The sequence below is a fragment of the Streptomyces iakyrus genome (assembly GCF_000717055.1).
Classification (GTDB): Bacteria; Actinomycetota; Actinomycetes; order Streptomycetales; family Streptomycetaceae; genus Streptomyces; species Streptomyces iakyrus.
Map to the genome: position 1 here is coordinate 151,493 of NZ_JNXI01000014.1, position 14,416 is coordinate 165,908.

General features: G+C 72.5%; 14 protein-coding genes. 9 read left to right on the top strand and 5 right to left on the bottom strand.

Annotation, left to right across the window (positions count from 1 at the left end; genetic code table 11):
- Positions 1–273 precede the first annotated feature (273 nt).
- Positions 274–633 carry a hypothetical protein gene (locus OO68_RS22000; protein ID WP_033310122.1) on the top strand — a complete coding sequence of 120 codons (360 nt, stop codon included), beginning with the start codon at positions 274–276 and terminating at the stop codon, positions 631–633.
- A 105-nt stretch (positions 634–738) separates the two neighbouring features.
- Here OO68_RS22000 and OO68_RS22005 read toward each other — a convergent pair whose 3' ends face one another.
- From OO68_RS22005 to OO68_RS22025, 5 genes are all read right to left on the bottom strand, one after another.
- On the bottom strand, positions 739–2,049 hold the full coding sequence (locus OO68_RS22005; RefSeq protein WP_245237105.1) for an ABC transporter permease: 1,311 nt from the start codon (positions 2,047–2,049) through the stop codon (positions 739–741).
- On the bottom strand, positions 2,046–2,756 hold the full coding sequence (locus OO68_RS22010; RefSeq protein WP_033310123.1) for an ABC transporter ATP-binding protein: 711 nt from the start codon (positions 2,754–2,756) through the stop codon (positions 2,046–2,048). Before OO68_RS22010 ends, OO68_RS22005 begins: the two co-directional genes overlap by 4 nt.
- The gene (locus OO68_RS22015) at positions 2,753–4,009 is read right to left on the bottom strand and encodes a peptidoglycan-binding protein (protein ID WP_245237107.1); all 1,257 of its coding nucleotides are present in this window, start codon (positions 4,007–4,009) and stop codon (positions 2,753–2,755) included. The genes OO68_RS22010 and OO68_RS22015 overlap by 4 nt, the downstream gene beginning before the upstream one ends.
- 17 nt (positions 4,010–4,026) lie before the next feature.
- A complete protein-coding gene (locus tag OO68_RS22020; protein ID WP_033310125.1) occupies positions 4,027–4,596 on the bottom strand; it encodes a hypothetical protein in 570 nt (189 codons plus the stop codon).
- Between the two features lie 144 nt (positions 4,597–4,740).
- Positions 4,741–5,928 (bottom strand): pyridoxal phosphate-dependent aminotransferase, encoded by a 1,188-nt coding sequence (locus OO68_RS22025; protein WP_033310126.1) that lies wholly within the window; start codon positions 5,926–5,928, stop codon positions 4,741–4,743.
- Between the two features lie 127 nt (positions 5,929–6,055).
- On the opposite strand from OO68_RS22025, the gene OO68_RS46890 reads away from it, so the two are divergent.
- The 8 genes from OO68_RS46890 to OO68_RS22065 all read left to right on the top strand — a co-directional run bounded on the left by OO68_RS46890 (position 6,056) and on the right by OO68_RS22065 (position 14,346).
- On the top strand, positions 6,056–6,358 hold the full coding sequence (locus tag OO68_RS46890; protein ID WP_033310127.1) for a hypothetical protein: 303 nt from the start codon (positions 6,056–6,058) through the stop codon (positions 6,356–6,358).
- 568 nt (positions 6,359–6,926) lie between these two features.
- Positions 6,927–7,454, top strand: a complete 528-nt coding sequence (locus tag OO68_RS22035) for a DUF2617 family protein (protein WP_033310128.1) — start codon at positions 6,927–6,929, stop codon at positions 7,452–7,454.
- Positions 7,455–7,630: 176 nt separating this feature from the next.
- Positions 7,631–9,286 carry a polyamine aminopropyltransferase gene (locus OO68_RS22040; protein WP_033310129.1) on the top strand — a complete coding sequence of 552 codons (1,656 nt, stop codon included), beginning with the start codon at positions 7,631–7,633 and terminating at the stop codon, positions 9,284–9,286.
- Between the two features lie 111 nt (positions 9,287–9,397).
- Positions 9,398–10,234, top strand: coding sequence for an SRPBCC domain-containing protein (locus OO68_RS22045; protein WP_078625417.1), 837 nt, complete (start codon positions 9,398–9,400; stop codon positions 10,232–10,234).
- A gap of 51 nt (positions 10,235–10,285) precedes the next feature.
- Positions 10,286–11,074, top strand: coding sequence for an aldose epimerase family protein (locus OO68_RS22050; RefSeq protein ID WP_033310131.1), 789 nt, complete (start codon positions 10,286–10,288; stop codon positions 11,072–11,074).
- Positions 11,075–11,084: 10 nt separating this feature from the next.
- Positions 11,085–11,633: an orotate phosphoribosyltransferase gene (gene pyrE, locus OO68_RS22055; RefSeq protein WP_030245666.1), complete on the top strand. Its 549-nt coding sequence runs from the start codon at positions 11,085–11,087 to the stop codon at positions 11,631–11,633.
- A 148-nt stretch (positions 11,634–11,781) separates the two neighbouring features.
- A complete protein-coding gene (fbaA, locus tag OO68_RS22060; protein ID WP_033310132.1) occupies positions 11,782–12,804 on the top strand; it encodes a class II fructose-bisphosphate aldolase in 1,023 nt (340 codons plus the stop codon).
- A 75-nt stretch (positions 12,805–12,879) separates the two neighbouring features.
- Positions 12,880–14,346, top strand: coding sequence for an MFS transporter (locus OO68_RS22065; protein WP_033310133.1), 1,467 nt, complete (start codon positions 12,880–12,882; stop codon positions 14,344–14,346).
- The last annotated feature ends 70 nt before the right edge of the window (positions 14,347–14,416 follow it).

A 14,416-nucleotide genomic window follows, 5' to 3' on the forward strand; every position in this document is an offset into this window, starting at 1 on the left:
GCTGTGAGGTGCGGGCGCCGGATGCTCGTCAAGGGGGCGCTTCCGGTCGAATGGACAGTGGAATGGCGCATTTCCTCTTCCGGTGTTTTCGGTCTCTCATGGGCAGTAATTGGACGCTTGCGGGTGGAATGATTTCTTCAGTGTCTTTTCGGCTGTGATCGTACGGACGCCACTTGCACACCGATCGGTGCAGTGGTCGCTGTTTCACTCAGGTGTCATTCAACGGCCTGGGGAAGCAGTGCCGCCAGAGAACGCATTCATGGGGGTTCAGAAATGAAGCGTCGAATCGCGGCTGTCGTACCCGCCCTGGCGGCGGTGGCCATGGCCGTCCCGCTCGCCCTCTCCACCCCGGCGACCGCGGCCGCGTCCTGCGGCAGGACCGCCTCCGACATGGACAGCAGCGCCTGGAACAGGACGGCCAACGGAGCCAACGAGAGAAGCGGATCCAGCACCAGCTGTGCCAGCAACGGCATCGCCTACAACACCCACCGCCTCGACTACCACTGCTACACGCGCATCGGCAACACCAGTGAGACGTGGACGTACCTCCGGAACGACACCACCGGTACGTCCGGCTGGGTCCGCGACGACCTGCTGAGCGACGGCGGCAGCCTCGTCTACTGCGGCTTCTAGTACGCTCGCCGGCCCTCCCTGAGGAGTGGTGGGCCGGCAGGACTGATGGTTCGTCAGGGGCGGTCTCGCCGAGGCCGCCCCTGACGCGTGCGAGGGACGGGCCGCTCAGGAGCCGGACAGGGCCTCCGTCGGTGACAGCCGGCTCGCCCGTACCGCCGGATACAGTCCGGCGATCATGCCGATGACCAGGGTGCAGCCGATCCCCGCCGCACTCGCCCACGCCGGGACGACCGTCGGCCAGTCGCGGCTGAGGGCGTAGACCGCCGTGATCGCCGTCCCCAGCACCGTCCCGCCGAGGCCGCCGATGAGCGACAGCAGCAGCGACTCCGTCACGAACTGGGTCCGGATCTGGCCGCGGGTCGCCCCCAGCGCCCGGCGCAGGCCGATCTCGGGGCGCCGCTCCAGGACCGAGATGACCATCGTGTTTCCGACCCCGACGCCACCGACGAGCAGCGCCACGCCACCGAGGCCGAGCAGCAGCCCGGTCAGGGCCGACTCGGTGGCCTCGCGGGCGGCGAGCGCGTCGGAGGGCCGGGAGATCCGGACCTGCCCCGGCTTCTCGGGGTACGCCGTGGCCGGCAGCACGGCCCGCACCTCCGTGATCTGGCTGTCCTCGGCGCGGACGTAGACCGTCGACGGATGGCCGTCGAAGCGCAGGTACGTCCGGGCCGCCGGCCAGCCGACCAGCGCCGCGCTGTCGAGCTCCGGCGCGAGCGGTACGGGATCGAGGACGCCGACGAGGGAGAACCAGCGGCCGCCGAGCCAGACCCGGGTTCCCGGTGTGTACACATCGAGCCGGCCCGCGGCCGTGGAGCCGAGCACGACCGCCGGGTAATTTTCGGTCGCCGAATCCAGCCAGCGGCCCCGGCGGACGTGGCCGCCGACTGCCGGCAGCAGGTCCGTGCCGGCCGCGAGGACCTCGAGGGAGCCGGTGCGGCCGATGGCGATGTGCTCGTTGCGGTAGATGTGCGCGTCGGTCGCGCCGGTGGCGGCGACCTGCTGCACGGGCGGGACGCGGCCGATCATCGGGACTGCCTCGTGGGGCAGCTTCGCCTCTGTGCCGTCGAGTGTGTCGCCGGGGGCGACCCGCAGCAGATTGGTGCCGAGCGCGTCGAGTCGGCGGTCCACCTCCGCCCGGCCGGAGCCGGAGATTCCGACCACCGCGATCATGGCGGCGACGCCGATGGCGATCCCGAGCGCGGAGAGGAAGACCCGCAGGGGACGAGTCCGCAGCCCGGTCCCGCCGAGCCGCACGACGTCCTGGGGACCGAGGCGGGCGGCCCGCAGCCGGCCGTCCGTGCCACCGACGGCACCGCTCGCTCGTCCGCGGCCCCGTCCGGCGTCCCCGCGGGTGCCGGACGGCAGGGTGGGTGGGGCGTCGTCACGGGGGAGGCCGTTCGTCGTACCGTCGGTCATCGGACCGCCTCCCTCGGCACGTCCGAGTCCGCGGTGTCCGCTACCACGCGGCCGTCGCGCATCTCGATACGGCGGGGCAGGCCGGCCGCGATCTCCCGGTCGTGGGTGATGATCACGACCGTGGTCCCGGCGGCGTGCAGCTCGCGCAGCAGACCGAGGACCGCCTCCCCGGAAGCGGAGTCCAGGTTCCCGGTCGGCTCGTCCGCCAGCAGGACCGCCGGTTCGCCGATCACCGCCCGGGCCACCGCCACCCGCTGGCGCTCGCCGCCGGACAGCTGGTGCGGGAGGTGGTGGACGCGGTGGCTGAGGCCGACCCGTTCCAGTGCCACCGCCGCCCTGGCCCGGCGGCGGCGCAGCGGGACCCCGGCGTACAGCAGCCCGTCGGCCACCGAGTCCAGGACGGGAACCCCCACCGCCAGATGGAACTGCTGGAAGACGAAGCCGATCCGGGTGGCCCGCAGCGCCGACACCTCACGGTCCGTCAGCTTCGCCACGTCGTGGCCGTCGACCAGCACCCGCCCGGCGGAGGGCCGGTCGAGGCTGCCCATGAGGTTCAGCATGCTGGACTTGCCCGAGCCCGACGGGCCGACGACCGCGACGAGTTCGCCGCGCCCGATGCGTAAGGTCACGTCCCGTACCGCCGCCACACCTCCGGGGTACGTCTTGGAGACCGCGTCGAACTCCACGACCGCCGACGCTCCGCTCACTCGGGGATCCTCACCTTCATGCCCTCGCGAACCGCGCTTCCGCTCACTTCGACCCGGCCGTCGGCGAAGAGCCCGGTCTTCACCGCGACGAACCGGCCGTCCGCGGTCTCCAGTCCGTGGCCGCCCTCGGCGAGGGCGACCAGCGCGGCGACCGGGACGGTGAGGACGTCCGCCCGCTCTCGCCCCACGTACTCGACGGTGACCGGCGCGCTCTCCAGCCTTCCCACGGCCTTCTGGTCCTTGATGGTGATGGTCACCGGTACCGTCGGTGCCCCGGAGCCACCGTCCCCGCCGCCCTCCTCGGGGGCGGTCGCCTTCTTCCCCACCGAGGCCACCTCGCCCTTCACCGACTTCCCGTCGGGCAGCCCGACCGTGACGGCGGCGCCGCGCACGGCCCAGGAGTCCTCCGCCGCCGACGCGTTGACGACGACCTTCCGCGACGTGCCGGTGTACGTGAGGACGTCCTCGGTGACCGCCGAGCCGAGCCGGACGCCCGCGTGACCGATCCGCACCTTGCCGGCGGAGTAGACGACGTCCCCGACGCCGACCGTGCCGGTCTGGGGAAGCCCGAGGGATGCCTGCCAGCGCTTGACCGCCCGGGCGGTGAGGTCGGTGAACTTCTCGTCGACGGTGAAGCCGGTGTAGCCGAGAGCGGCGAGATTGCTCTCGAACTGCAGGACGTCCATCCCGCGCAGGGTGCCCCCTGTCTCTCCGGCCCCGGCCCCGGCGCCACCCGGCGTCGGCGATCCGGAGGGAGCGGGGGCGCCGGAGGTGTCGTCCGTGCGGCCCTGGTCGCCCTTGTCCTGGGCGTCCCCCTCGGTCCCGGCGTCCTGGCGGGTGCCCGCGGTCGGGCCCAGGTCCCGGTACATCGGCAGTGTCCCGTACAGCAGCACCACCGGCCGGTCGTCGACGCGCAGCAGAGTGCCACCGCGCTCCACCGTCCTGCCCTCCGCGGGCAGCCACGTCACGGTGCCCGTCGACTTGACGGGCAACGGTATCTCAGTGCCGTAGCCCAACTGGCCGTCCACCGTGGTGCGTTCCGTCAGCGTTGCCCGGGTGACCGGGACGGTGGAGCCCGAGCGGGGCGGGGCGGAGGAGCCGTCCTCCGCGCCGTCTCCGCCGAGGCCCAGCGCACCGACCACGGCGACCGCCGCCACGACGACCAGAGCCGAGGCCACCAGGACCGTACGCCGGCCGCGCCGACCGCGCGGCGGCGGCGCGGGGGCCGCCCCGCGCTCGTGCTCGGTCTGCATGACCGTCTCCGTCATCGTCAGCCCTGGCCCTCGGGCCGGTCCACCGGGTCACCGATGATCGGAGCGCAGACGCGGGTGGCACGCTTGGCTCCCGCCGACGTCTGGTCCCACTCGGAGCCCTGCGCGGTCCCGTCGGGACCGGGATCGGGGAAGTCGGGGGCGCCGTTCTTCTGCATGCAGGCGGCGTAGTCGCGCTTGACCTTGATCTGCTCGGGGGTGAGCTTGGGCTGGTTGGCGTTCTCCAGGCCCTCGGGGACGGCCGCCTTGAGCGAGGCGCATTTCTCGGAGGCGTTCAGGAACTTCGTGTCCTTCTTCAGCGCCGCGTTGTTGCCGAAGTCGACCTGCCCCTTGGCGTCCGGGTCGGGGGCGTCGACCCCGTTCTCCCGTAAACACTTCACCCACTCGCGCTGGGCGCTCACATACGCGGTCACCTCGTCGCCGGCGCCCGGCGCGGCCGTCTTGCCGGACGCCTTGTCGCCGCCGGCCGTAGGGACCTTCGGGGTGTCGCCCTCGTCGCCGCAGCCGACCAGGGTGATCGCCATGACCGACGCCGTCACCACGGCCATCAGCACCCGGTTCGTCCTCATGGGTTCTCCCGCCTCCATCCGGACCCGACCGCGGGCGCGGCGGGCACCCCGAACGTAGGCCGGAGGTGATGAAGAACCTTTGAAGAACCTGTCATCCGATCATGCGGGCGCGCTTCGACGAGGCGCCCTGCCATGCGGCCCGAGCTACGCCTTCAGGCGCTTCACGGCCTCCTGAAGTACCTCAGTCCGCTTGCAGAACGCGAACCGCACGAAGGGGGCGCCCTCCTCGCGGTGGTCGTAGAAGACGGCGTTGGGGATGGCGACGACCCCGGCGCGTTCCGGCAGGCCGCGGCAGAAGGTGAAGCCGTCCGTTTCGCCGAGGGGGCGGATGTCGGTGGTGATGAAGTAGGTGCCCGAGGTGCGGAAGACCCGGAAGCCCGCCTCCGCCAGGCCCGCCGCCAGCAGGTCCCGCTTGGACAGCATGTCGGCGCGGAAGCCGGTGAAGTACGCCTCGGGCAGCGAGAGGGCCTCGGCCACCGCGTACTGGAACGGGCCCGCCGAGACGTACGTCAGGTACTGCTTCGCCGAGCGCACGGCCGTGACCAGCTCCGGGTCCCCCGTCACCCAGCCGACCTTCCAGCCGGTGAACGAGAACGTCTTCCCGCTGCTCGAAATGGTGAGGGTGCGCTCGCGCATCCCCGGGAACGTCGCCAGGGGCACGTGCTCGGCGTCGTCGAAGACCAGGTGCTCGTACACCTCGTCCGTCACCACCAGCAGATCGCGCTCCACGGCCAGTTCGGCGATCGCGGCCAGCTCCTCGCGGGTGAGGACCGTGCCGGTCGGGTTGTGCGGGGTGTTGATCAGCAGCAGCCGGGTGCGGTCCGTGACGGCGTCGCGCAGTTCGTCGAGGTCGAGCCGGAACCGGCCCTCGTCCTCGTGCGCCCGCAGGGTGACCGGCACCCGGCGCCCGCCGGCCATCGCGATGCACGCCGCGTAGGAGTCGTAGTACGGCTCGAAGGCGATCACCTCGTCCCCGGGCTCCACCAGGGCCAGCAGAGCGGCGGCGATGGCCTCCGTGGCGCCCGCGGTGACCAGGACCTCCGTGTCGGGGTCGTAGGACAGCCCGTAGCGGCGCTGCTGATGGGCGGTGACAGCGGTCCGCAGCTCGGGGACGCCGGGCCCCGGTGGGTACTGGTTGCCGCGGCCGTCCCGCAGAGCCCGTACGGCGGCCTCCCGGATCTCCTCGGGGCCGTCGGTGTCGGGGAAGCCCTGCCCGAGGTTGATGGCGCCGGTACTCAGGGCCAGGGCCGACATCTCGGCGAAGATCGTCGTCCCGAACTCGGCGAGCCGGCGGTTCAGGAGGGGGCGCGCGCTGGAGGTCATGCCGGTCATCCTGCGCCGAAGCTCTGGAGTTCCTCAACTTTGTGTTGGCCCGATCCGGGGCCGGGCATCACCGCCTCACGCAAGAGCGAGGCGCCCACGGGGGGCCGCTTCGGGGGAATGAAAGGAGGGTGACGCCATGATCGTCGGCATCATCCTGGCGGTGGTCGGAGTCGTACTGATCGGGGCGCTGGTCTCCCAGGCCCGCAGGGGCGGTACCCGGCGGACGACGCGTCGCGGGGCGTGGGCGTCCACCGGTTCGGGCAGCGGCAGCCGCAGCAGTGACAGCGACAGCGGCAGCTGGTGGGCCGGCGGGGGAGACTCCGGCTCCTCCGCCGGCGACGGACACCGCGGGGGGCACTCCTGCGGCGGCGGCTCGTCCTGCGGAGGCGGGTCGTCCTGCGGGGGTGGTGGCGGTGGCTGCGGCGGCGGAGGCAGCTGACTGACGTCGGCCGTCCTCACCACGGGGGAGCCGCCTCCACCGAGACGCGGGGTCCGCACCTGGGCGGGCCCCGCGTCGTCCTGTCCGGCGCTCCCGGACGGACGGTCACTCGAACTGCTGTCGGGCGGCTTCGGGTGCATCCGGGCAACCTTCCCTGCCTGTAGGACAACTTGTTTCCCGTAGGGCGGGGGTCGGAGGGTCGGCCCCGCAACTGGGGCCGGTAAGGCGACCATTCAGGGCCGGCGGCCGGAAACACGGGCTCCCGTGCGTCCCGGCTCCCGGACGTGTGGCACGGCGCACCGGCGCACGCCTCTCCGGCACCGGCGCACGCCGTAGTTGAACAGCTGAGCTGTGGAGCCCTCTGAGGGATGGAAACCCTACGAACTTGGGTAAAAACGCTGTGGCGGCGCCATCGTTCATGATTCCCTAAGTCACCGACGCAGCCCCTCGGACGTTCTGCGGACCTTCTGAAACCGGCCGACCGGTTTGACCCGGGCCGACATCCCCCGGTGCGCCCGGGGCGCAGCGGACCCACCTCCCTTTCCTTGTGTGCTTGCGGAGCCGATCCATGCTCACGACCCTGAACACCTCCTACACCGACACGCGCGCGGCCGATCTCGCGTGGGCCCTGGGGCGCGAGCCGCTTCCCGCACTGGCCGCGCTCGACCTCGAACTGGCGGACACCAAACTGCAGTTGCGACTCCTCGGCGCGTCCCACCAGGTTCTGCTGGAGGAGGAGCGGGGCATCTGCTCGGAGACGGTGGCGTGCATCGCGGGCAGCAGCACCCCGCTGCCGCTCGGTGTCGCCAAGCGCGTGGACGACTGGGAGTACGAGTTCGCGGCCCGGGTCGAGGTCCTCTCGCCCGGCTCCTTCGCAGGCCGCGCCCAGGAGTTGCTGGCCCTCGTCTCCGACCATCCGCACGGCCTCGCCGGCGTCTTCCCCGGCAGCCCGTACGCCTTCACGGCCCTGCTTGCCCAGCACCACGAAGGGCAGGTGCACTGGCGCACCTGGCACGCCTACCCGCAGGACGGGCAGTTGGTGGCGACCCGCACGAAGGTGGGGGTGCGTGTGCCGGCGGGGGTTCTCGCCAACTGACCGTGGCCGGCAGGCCGGCGGGTCGGCAGGCCGGCCCGCCACGGTCCGGCCCGTCGAAACGAACCCCTCACACCACACGAGGCAAACCCGATCTCGTACCGATATCCGGCCTCTGTAAACCAGCACCACACGTGTGGGTGACGAACCGCAGTCGAGGCGTGACGTAACGTCGCAGCGTGATCGAGCCGCACGCGCCCGCCCTGCCCGGTTGCCCGCCGCCCCGGAGCGCCCCGGGCGACCCCACCGGCCCGGCGCGACTGCCCGTCCGGCCCGGCACCGGGCGGTTCCTGGTCCTCGCGGGCGTGTTCGTCTGTGCGGCCTGCGGACTCGTGTACGAGCTCGAACTCGTCGCGCTCGCCTCGTACTTGATGGGCGACTCCGTCACCCAGGCGTCCGTCGTGCTGTCCGTCATGGTCTTCGCGATGGGCATCGGATCCCTCGGCGCGAAGCGGCTGCGCCCGCTCGCCGCGGCCGGCTTCGGCGCCGTCGAGGCCACCCTCGCCCTCGTCGGCGGGTGCAGCGCGATGGCCCTGTACGCGGTGTTCGCCTGGACCGGCGACTGGGGTGGGGTGTGGGCCAACGGGCCGCGCTGCCTGCTGGTCGCCTTCTCCCTCGCCACCGGGCTGCTCATCGGCGCCGAAGTCCCGCTGCTGATGGAGCTGATCCAGCGCATCCGCCGTCAGGACGCGGGCGGCGCGGTGGCCGACCTGTCCGCCGCCGACTACGTCGGTGCCCTCGTCGGCGGCCTCGCCTTTCCCTTCCTCCTGCTGCCGTTCCTCGGGCAGTTGACCGGGGCCCTGCTCACCGGCGCGGTCAACGCGGTCGTCGGCGGCGCGCTGGTGCTCGGGCTGTTCCGCCGCGACCTGACCCGGCGCGCCCGGTGGCTGCTGCTGCTCGGCAACGCCCTCGTCCTCACGATCCTCGCCACGGCCGCCGTCCTCGTCGACGACTTCGAACGGGCCGCGCGGCAGGCGGTGTACGGCGGGGACGTCCGCGTGGCGCTCCGGACCGGGGTGAAGGAGGTGGTCCTCGTCGGCGGCACGGACGGACGGCCCCTCGACATGTATTTCGACGGCCGGCTGCGGGTCAGCGGACGCGACGAACTGCGCTACCACGAGGCCCTCGTCCACCCGGCCATGAGCGGCCCGCACGCGCGCGTGCTGATCCTCGGTGGCGGGGACGGCCTCGCGGCACGTGAGGTGCTGCGGTACCCGGGCGTGGCTCGGGTGGACGTCGTCGAACTCGACGCCGAGGTCGTCCGGCTGGCCCGCACCGATCCGGCCCTGTCCGCTCTCAACCGGCACGCGTTCGGTGACCGGCGCGTGCACGTGACGACCGAGGACGCCTTCGGCTGGCTGCGCGGGGCGACCCCGGCTACGTACGACGTGGTTGTCTCGGACCTGCCGGACCCGGGCATCACGGCGAGTACGAAGCTCTACTCGCAGGAGTTCTACGGTCTCGCGCGGCGCGTGCTGGCCCCCGGCGGCCGGCTCGTGGTGCACGCCGGGCCGGTGACGGCGGGTCCGAGGACGTACTGGACGGTCGAGGCGACCGTGCGCGCGGCCGGCCTGCGCACCGCCCCGTACGGCATGGGGGGCCGCCACACGGCTTCCGCCGCAGGGCCCGACCGCACCCCCGCCGACCGTTCCCGGGCGCCCCGGGACTGGGGTTTCGTCCTGGCCGCCCGCACGGAACCGCGCCCGGCGCTCGACCCGGCCGGGCCGCGGCCCAGCGTCCTGACGGAGGCGTCCCTCGCCGCGGGCGAGCGGGCGGCGCGCGGCACGCGGATCGCGGGGCTGCCGGCGTCGACGCTGGTGCATCCGAGGTACTGAGGGGTCCGAACCGCCGGGCGGGGCGCGAGGATACGCCTGGCGGGGGTGGATCGGGGGTGAATCCCTCAGGCGGGGGTGCGTTTCGGGCTGTGCTGGGTAGAGTCCGTCGACATGGAGCACGAGGTGTTCGTTCCGGTTCCGGCGGAGCGGCTGAGAGAGGTGCTGGACGACCCCGCGCGGGTCGCCCGGGCTGTTCCCGGGCTCCAGCAGGACGCCGGCGCCGAGCCGGTCGCCGGGCGGCTGAAGATCCGGGTCGGCAGCCACTCCGTCACCTACCGCGGTGCCGTCCGGGTCTCCCGGCGGGACGACGGCAGCTACGCCGTCGAGGGCGAGGCGGAGGAGTCGCGCGGCAGCGGCTCGGTCGAGCTCACCCTGCGGATCGCCCTGCGCGATGCGGAGGACGGCTGCACCGTCACGTACGACGGCACGGCGTCCGCCGACGGACGGATCACCGACCTTCCCACGGAGGCGGTGGAGGGTGCCGTCACCCGGCTGCTGAACCGTTTCGCGGAGCACCTGGCCACGGCGGCCACCCAAGACGCGAACGGCACGGACGGCACGGACCGCACGCACGACGAGCGTGCCGGGGCCGGAGCCGGAGCCGAGGAGCAGACCCCCGCCGACCTCGGGCTCACCGAGGAACCCCCGGCCCCCGAGCGCCCCTCCGCCTTCGGTGCCGACCGCCCGGCCCCCTCCCACGGACCCGAGGACGAGGAGGACGAGGAGGAGGACGACGAGGACATCGCCGAGGCGGCGCACGCCCGGAGGACCATGATCGGACGCAGCGCCGAGGAGGTGGACCACGCCCCGCCGCGCGGGCGGTACGCGCCGGTGCCCGCACCGCAGACCGTGTCGCCTCCCGCCCCGCTGCGCTGGGCTGCGCCCGCGGCGGCGCTCGCGGTGGCGTCGGCCATCGTGGCGGTCCGGGCCCTGCGCCGGCGCCGCTGAAACGCCCCGCTGCACGCGAGGCCCTCTTGATCACCCCAGTAGGGTCGTCCCGTGAGTGACGAAGACATCACGCTGACCGCGGGCGACGCGGAGGTGACCGTGCAGCCGGGCAACGGCGGCCGGGTCGGAGGGCTGCGGATCGGCGGAGTGGAGCTGCTCCGGCAGGGGGAGCGCTTCGGGTGCTTCCCGATGGTGCCCTGGTGCGGCCGGATCCGGGACGGCCGGTTCCTCGACGGCGCCGAGGTGCGGCAGCTGCCGCTGAACGCCCCGCCGCACGCCATCCACGGCACCGTCCGCGACCACGCCTGGCGCACCGCCCGCACGAGCACGGACGAGGCGGTCCTCACATACGAGCTCGTCGACCCCTGGCCCCACCCGGGCCGCGTCACCCAGATCATCGCGCTCACCGAGGACGCCCTGACGCTGAGCATGTCCGTCGAGACGTACGAGTCGTCCTTCCCGGCGCAGATCGGCTGGCACCCCTGGTTCAACCGGAACCTCGGCGGCGAGGACGTGCGGCTCGGCTTCGACCCCGCCTGGCAGGAGGAGCGCGGCGACGACCACCTGCCCACCGGCAACCGGATCGACCCGAAGCCCGGCCCCTGGGACGACTGCTTCGGGATGCCCGGCGGCGTCGAGGCCACGCTCACCTGGCCCGGTCAGCTGGAACTGAAGGTGACCAGCCGCGAGGAGTGGGTCGTCGTCTACGACGAGCAGCGCGAAGCCGTGTGCGTGGAGCCGCAGACCGGGCCGCCCAACGGGCTCAACACCCTGCCGCACCTGGTCACGCCCCTGGAGCCGCTGGAGGCCTCGACGACCTGGAGCTGGCGCCGCCTCTAAGCTGGGCGGCATGACGGACACTCGCGGCGCGCTGCTGCAGCAGATCAAGGACAAGGCCGTGGTGCACGGCAAGGTGACCCTGTCGTCGGGGCTGGAAGCCGACTACTACGTCGACCTGAGGCGCGTCACGCTCGACGGCGAGGCCGCGCCGCTGGTCGGGCAGGTGCTGCTCGACCTGACCGCCGAGCTGGACTTCGACGCGGTCGGCGGCCTGACCATGGGAGCCGACCCGGTCGCCGCCGCCATGCTGCACGCGGCCGCCGCGCGCGGGAAGCGCCTGGACGCCTTCGTCGTACGCAAGGCCGCCAAGGCGCACGGCCTCCAGCGGCGCGTCGAGGGCCCGGACATCGCGGGCCGCCGCGTGCTGGTCGTCGAGGACACCTCCACCACCGGCGGCTCCCCGCTGACCGCCGTCGAGGCCGTGCGCGAGGCCGGGGCCGAGGTCGTCGCCGTCGCGACCATCGTCGACCGGGCGACCGGCGCCGCGGAGAAGATCCAGGAGGGCGCCGGGGTGCCGTACCTCTTCGCCTTCTCCAAGGACGAGCTGGGCCTCGACTGACCGGGTACTGACCAGGGCGTGGACGGTGGCCTGGACCTTCCGGCCAAGTCTGGAAAGATGGGGCCGACGATGACGTCGCACCCCAAGGTCTAGGTCAGGGCCGTTAGACACAGCAGTACGTCAACCCGCAGATACAAGGAGCGGACGCATGCCCATCGCAACTCCCGAGGTCTACAACGAGATGCTGGACCGGGCGAAGGCAGGAAAGTTCGCCTACCCGGCCATCAACGTGACCTCCACCCAGACCCTGCACGCGGCCCTGCGCGGTTTCGCTGAGGCGGAGAGCGACGGCATCGTCCAGATCTCCACGGGTGGAGCCGAGTTCCTGGGCGGTCAGTACAGCAAGGACATGGTCACCGGCGCCGTCGCCCTGGCCGAGTTCGCGCACATCGTCGCCGAGAAGTACCCGGTGAACATCGCGCTGCACACCGACCACTGCCCCAAGGACAAGCTCGACGGGTACGTACGTCCGCTGCTGGCGCTCTCCCAGAAGCGCGTCGAGGCCGGTCTGAACCCGCTGTTCCAGTCGCACATGTGGGACGGCTCCGCCGAGACCCTCGCCGACAACCTCTCCATCGCGCAGGAGCTGCTGGAGCAGGCCCGCGCCGCGAAGATCATCCTTGAGGTGGAGATCACGCCGACCGGTGGCGAGGAGGACGGCGTCTCGCACGAGATCAACGACTCCCTCTACACCACGGTCGACGACGCGATCCGCACCGCCGAGGCCCTCGGCCTGGGCGAGAAGGGCCGCTACCTGCTCGCCGCGTCCTTCGGCAACGTGCACGGCGTGTACAAGCCGGGCAACGTCGTCCTGCGTCCCGAGCTGCTGAAGGAGCTGAACGAGGGCGTCGCCGCCAAGTTCGGCAAGGGCTCCCCGTTCGACTTCGTCTTCCACGGCGGCTCCGGCTCCACGGAGGAGGAGATCCGCACCGCGCTGGAGAACGGCGTCGTGAAGATGAACATCGACACCGACACCCAGTACGCGTTCACGCGCCCGGTCGCGGACCACATGTTCCGCAACTACGACGGTGTCCTGAAGGTCGACGGCGAGGTCGGCAACAAGAAGACCTACGACCCGCGCACCTGGGGCAAGCTGGCCGAGGCCTCCATGTCCGCGCGTGTCGTCGAGGCCTGCGGCAACCTGCGCTCGACCGGCACGAAGATCAAGTAAGTCCCGGTTCCGCTCGCGTAGAGCCCGGCACCTTCTGAGGTGCCGGGCTCTTCCGTATGCTCCTATGCTCCCTGCATGCCCGATGTCCGGCTGGCCTCACCGCAGGGCAAGTGGGTCCTGCTCACCACCGTCCTCGGCTCCAGCATGGCGATGCTGGACTCGACCGTCGTCAATGTCGCCCTGCCGCGCATCGGCCGCGACCTCGACGCGAGCCTGTCCGCCCTGCAGTGGACGGTCAACGCGTACATGGTCACACTCGCCGGGCTGATCCTGCTGGGCGGGGCGCTCGGGGACCGGTTCGGACGGCGGAGGGTGTTCGTCGTCGGCGTGGTGTGGTTCGCGGTGGCGTCGCTGCTGTGCGGGATCGCGCCGAACGCGGGCGTGCTGATCGCCGCGCGGGCCCTGCAAGGGGTGGGCGGTGCGCTGCTGACGCCCGGGTCACTGGCGCTGATCCAGGCGTCCTTCCACCCCGACGACCGGGGGCGGGCGGTGGGCCTGTGGTCCGGCTTCGGCGGGATCGGGGCGGCGGTCGGGCCGTTCGTCGGCGGCTGGCTGGTGGACGGGCCGGGCTGGCGGTGGGTATTCCTGCTGAACGTGCCGGTGGCCCTGGTGTGCGTGCCCATCGCGCTGCGGCACGTGCCCGAGTCGGGGGACGGTTCGGCCCACGGCCGGTTCGACGTGCTCGGGGCGGTGCTGGGGGCGCTGGCGCTCGCGCTGGTGACGTACGCGCTGATCGAGGCCGGTGAGGGCGGTCTCGTGGTGGTGGTCTCGGCGGTGGCCGGGCTGGCCGCGGCCGTCGCGTTCGTGCTCGTGGAGCGGCGCCGGCCGGATCCGATGATGCCGCCGGACATCTTCGCGTCGCGGCTGTTCACGGCCGTCAACCTCGTCACGCTGTGCGTGTACGCGGCCCTCGGCGGGTTCTTCTTCCTCGCCGCGCTCCAGCTCCAGGTGGTCGTGGGCTACTCCGCCCTCGGCGCCGGTACGGCACTGCTGCCGACGACCGTGCTGATGCTGCTGCTGTCCGCGCGGTCCGGGGAGCTGGCCGACCGGATCGGGCCGCGGATCCCGCTGACCGTGGGGCCGCTGCTGTGCGCGGTCGGGATGCTGCTCATGCTGCGTGTGGGGCCGGGGGCGTCGTACGTGGCCGATGTGCTGCCGGCGCTGCTGGTTCTCGGTCTCGGCATGGTCACCTTGGTGGCGCCGCTGACGGCGACGGTGCTGGGCTCGGTCAGCGTGGTGCGGGCCGGCCTGGCCAGCGGCATCAACAACGCGGCGGCCCGGGCGGCGGGCCTGCTGGCGGTGGCGGCGCTGCCGCTGCTGGCCGGCATGGGCGAGGAGGCGTACCGGGAGCCGGCCGCCTTCGACACGGCGTTCGACAAGGCGATGGTGTGGTGCGCGGGGGCGCTGGTGGCGGGGGCGGTGATCGCGGCGGCGGTGGTGCGCAGGCCGCCGCCGGACTGCAAGCGGCCGGAGTGCCTGCGGCACGGCGGTGTGACGGCGCCGCCGCTGGAGGGGGAGCCGGTACGGAGGCGGTTGGGGTAGGGCGGAAGTGCCGGTGCGGAAGTGGCTGGGTAGGCGGGGGTGCCGGTGGGGAGGTGCTTGGGGCGGGCCT